The sequence below is a fragment of the Chloroflexus sp. genome, from assembly GCF_034434295.1.
Classification (GTDB): domain Bacteria; phylum Chloroflexota; class Chloroflexia; order Chloroflexales; family Chloroflexaceae; genus Chloroflexus.
In genome coordinates this window covers 1-4,448 of sequence record NZ_DAOTZQ010000072.1, presented here as the reverse complement: position 1 = coordinate 4,448, position 4,448 = coordinate 1, and the positions used below count along the sequence as shown (strand labels likewise).

General features: G+C 56.4%; 1 protein-coding gene and 1 pseudogene. One reads left to right on the top strand and one right to left on the bottom strand.

Annotation, left to right across the window (positions count from 1 at the left end; all coding sequences use genetic code 11):
• The first annotated feature begins 938 nt into the window (after positions 1-938).
• Entirely contained in the window at positions 939-3,251 is a 2,313-nt protein-coding gene (locus tag VAE57_RS10500) for an RNA-binding domain-containing protein (protein ID WP_322821833.1), read from the top strand.
• Positions 3,252-3,404: 153 nt separating this feature from the next.
• Here VAE57_RS10500 and VAE57_RS10495 read toward each other — a convergent pair.
• Positions 3,405-4,221: pseudogene (locus VAE57_RS10495) on the bottom strand (transposase).
• Positions 4,222-4,448 lie beyond the last annotated feature (227 nt).

Genomic DNA, 4,448 nt, shown 5'->3' with positions numbered 1-4,448 from the left:
TCCAGGACATGCTCCCGCCCCCAGTGGGGGGCAGGCAAGGGTGAGGGCGATCCCCTGTGAGCGTGCGCTGGTGCGCTCATATCTGCCCCAGCCCGCTGTGCCTGGCCGGGTAGCATCTCAAACCTTGCGTGACACGGTGCATCACTGCCTGACCGAATATGTGGGGTTCCGTGACTATCCATCTTCTTCAGGACGATCCGTGAGGTCATCTGGATGATTGCGGAGGAGCGGGTTTCGTAGGGGCGGGTTCAGAACCCACCCCTACCCACGAGCCGGTGCACATTGCCATCCGAGGGGTGGCTTAAGGGTGCGGCTTGCATTGCAGGCACGTGCACTGTGTTTTTCAGATTTGGTAGTACCACTCTGCACCAGCGCACAACAGCGGAGCCATCCGGCACCGGTGCTGCCCGCCCCCGGCGGGGACGGGCAAGGGTGGGGGTGTGCTTGCCCCACACCTCATCCCCCAGCCCCCACTCCTCTCCCGTTGGGGGAGTGGGGAGTGGAAATGGGCATGCTCCAGATGGCTTCCAGTCACCTCGATCCTACCTCCTCCCCCCTGCTAGGGAGATGAATGGAAGAGTGACCAGAACCCGCGAGCACGGACATGGCTCACTCTGTGTCCCTCATGTCGCTGTGGTTTATCTTCCCAACCACCCCATACCCACTCCCACCAACAGGATTATATGAAAAAACACTTCCATTCACGCACTCATACGAGGTATATGCATCTAAAGGCGTCACGCTCTGGCATCTGAATCTGGTATACTATCAGTACAGGGTTGTGTGAACGTGAAGAACTCTGCCCTGGCAGGTTTATCATCATCGCAGGAAAGGAGGAACTCTCGACAACACTGCATCATCTTGAGAAGAGATGGCTAAAAACGAAAAACTTATAAAAACATGTTTGAAAAGATCTGAATGTCTAAGGTTTTAATGATATGACAACAACAGGGGAAGAGCGTAACGATATGCGCTGGATTCGGGTTGATTTGCATCTACACACACCTGCTTCTGAAGATTACGCTGAACCAAACGTTTCGTACCTTGATATTCTCCAGGAAGCTGAACGTCGTGGTCTTGAGATCATCGCATTTACCGATCACAATACCGTTGCTGGTTATGAACAATTTCAGCGTGAACTGGAGTTTCTGATCACGTTGGAAAAAGCTGGTCGACTAACCAGTGGAGAAGCTGCCCGTCTGTCCGAATACCGGCGTCTGCTCGAGAAGATTACTGTCCTGCCGGGTTTTGAATTCACGTCACATTTTGGGGCGCATATTCTCGGTATCTTTCCGCCGAATCGCCCGCTCAGTTTGATTGAAGCTACGCTGCTCCAGCTTGGTATTCCGGCTGACGTGCTCAAGCATGGAGCGTGCAGTGTTGCCAACACCCGGCATGTCACCGAAGCCTACGAGATCATTCATCGTGCTGGTGGTATTGTGATTGCTGCTCACGCGAACGGCCCGAATGGGGTTATCACCGAAACCTTGCGCATGGGAACGAGTGGACAGGCGCGTGTGGCCGTGACCCAAAGCCCCTATCTGCACGCGCTTGAGTTTATCAATTTCTACACCGACCACGAGAAGTTTACCTCGCCTGGTTTTTACAACGGTAAAACCGAACACTACGAGCGCCGCATGTTCTGTATCCAGGGAAGCGATGCCCATCGGCTCCGTCGCTTAGCCGAAGCAGAAGCTCAGGTCACCCACCGCCACGGTATCGGTGATCGCTATTTCGAGGCGTTGCTTCCTGATCGTAGTTTTGAAGCATTAAAAGCCCTTTTCTCGAGTCAGGATTTTGATCGGGTACGGGTGCCAAAACGCGATCAAAAGCAGTGGTCGCTCGACGTTGCTCGCTTCAGCGGTAGTACGGAACGTCAGGTATTACGCGCTGTCAACGATCCGTTAGCAACTACTGCGCTCTGGCCTGATGTGGCTGCATTGGCGAATATCGGTGGTGGTGTGCTGATCATTGGCTGTGATCCCAGCGGTAAGGTGATCGGTGTTGATCGGCCCGACCAGGCGACCGAATCGTTGCGGCAGAGTGTCGCCGAACAGCTTACCCCCCAACCGTACCTATCATTTGAACTTATGCACTACGAGGGGCGTGACGTGATCCGTGTTGAGGTCAAAGCCCAAGACCCGCCACCCTACGTTGGCAGCAACGGCGCAGTCTACATCCGCCGCGATAACGAGACGGTGGTAGCGAATCGCAGCGAGATCATTCAGCTCTGTCGCCAGGCGATTGCCGCTGGCGAACCATCCCCGCTCGACAATGGCGAAACCCTCGAATTGCCGCGTTCGGGGGTTGAGATTGTTGGTAGTCAGCGCCGTGGTGGTTCATGGATCTACGAGGTTCGTGATCTCCGAACGACGGCCGGTGTCACCCGTGACCGGGCCCAGGGCTTGTGGGCGTATGCCATTAGCCGTCACGAAGATTTACGGGAAGGCCGAATCGATCTGCAAAGCCAGGTACGCTGGCGCGGGCGGCTCGGTCTCTGGCGCGCTTACCGTCAGGGTGCTCGCGTCAAATACGATCTCGTTCACCGTGACCAGAATGGTGTCATTGACCATATTTTCTACGGGGTTAGCGATTGGGGTCTCGGCGAAGCGTGGATGAGTCTCTTGAACGAGGCCGGTGCCAGGATTGAGACCGACTCAGACGATTTTGATCAAGAGGGAACACTCGATCCGACCCCACCTCCTGACATTGAAGCCTGGGGTGAACGCCGGGTGCGCTGGCGCGGACGAGGCGGTATTGTGCGCATCAACCTTGATCCTGAAGGTCAGCCACGCTTCGATCTGGTAATGAAAGACAAAGACTCAGGCGCCATTCAGGAATATAACAACGTGCCACGCGAAAAACTCTCAGAGGCCTGGCTGGCGCTGATTCGGGTGCCTCGTCCGCGCACCGGTATTGAGGTCGTGAATGCAACACGTTCTGAAGATAGCGAGTGGTTCTATACCTTTCGCAACCTTCGCACCGGCGATGTGAGTAGCGCACCGTGGCGCCTGCAAGACATCGAACCCGGAACGGTGCGTGAATATGCAGCCCGCATGTACCACCAGGATATGCCGCTCGACGAAGAAAAGGTACGTTGGTGGGGAAACATCGGCTACCTGCGTCCAATGCGTTCACAGGTGGACCTGGTGTACGTTGATGAGCAGGGCGTAACCCACGTTTACTACGCTGCCCGGCGTGATGAGCTGACCGGTGAATGGCGCGAGTTGCTCCAACTGTATGGTGAGTAGGAATGGTGCAAAGAGGCATGATTACCCTTGTCGTTCACTCCTGATGTTCAGAGACGTTTGTTCGCTTGCATTGGTACTCGTCGCATAATCAAATCCGAAAAATACAACGTATGGCGATGTAAATGGGCACCTGTACCGTCCGTAGGGGTGGGTTCAGAACCCGCCCCTAGCGCTTTGGTTCATGAGCGAGACAAACCGATGGGCCAACACAATGGTAGTGGCAACGACATGTTTCCTGGCCAGAGTCGTCTGATGCGTTCATCGTCACGCACCAGGCGATGGCAGTGTGCCATCCAGGCGATGCTGCACTCACCCACCCAGTGCTGCGGCAGCGCAACAACGCCCCGCGTGGCCATCGGCAGCGTGACCATCTCCAGGTGACTGCCGTGGGCAGTCGACTCGGCGGCCGGTTGCGCACCAGGGTCGCCCTGGTCGACGAAGGTCACCTCCACCGTGTCGTCAGTTACCTCCTGCATGCGGTGGGCCAGCGTCGCCACCTGTACCCGGTCGTGTTCGTTGGCGAGCGTGACTATAACCGCCAGCAATTGCCCCAGCGTAGCCACGGCCAGGTGCACCGTCGCGCCTTTCCGCCAGCTGTGCCCATCGTCGCCAGCGTGTCCCCCCGTGTTCTAGTGTCGATTGCAGTGTTCGACTGTCCACGATCACGGCACGAGGCTTGGGTGCGCGGTCGATGATTTCGCACAGCAGCATCCGCAAATCATGTACCATCTGCTCAACCACTGCCGCCGTCAGCCAGCGCTGCGTCTGTGGGGAGACAACATGTCACGGCGGCAGGTCGGAGGGTAGCATGCGCCACGGCGCACCGGTGTGCAGAAGATAGCGCAGCCCGTTAGAGAGGTTGCGCAGGGGTAGTGCCGCTGCGTGCCGTTTCGTCCATCAGCGTCACAGAGGGCGCAACAACTGTCCACTCCTCATTGGAACCATCACGTGGATAGGCGTTTCGTGTCATAGCGTCATGATACACGCGCAGAACCGAAACGTCCATAACAGGCTCTAGGCAAGATTGGCCGGCGATTATACGTTAACCAAATGAGATGATAATGACGTTGCCAGTACGTCATATGCTTTTGCTCATTCCTCAAAAAGATTCCTCCAGAATAGGGTTACGTCAGGCGGGTTGCAGCCTGGTCTCTTCCCCTGCCCTGATCACTGCGGAGCTTGCTGAGTGATAGGCAC

What these genes read in the sequence shown, in the direction of transcription:
- VAE57_RS10500 (WP_322821833.1), top strand. Translation starts at nt 939, where the DNA reads ATGACAACAACAGGGGAAGAGCGTAACGATATGCGCTGGATTCGGGTT.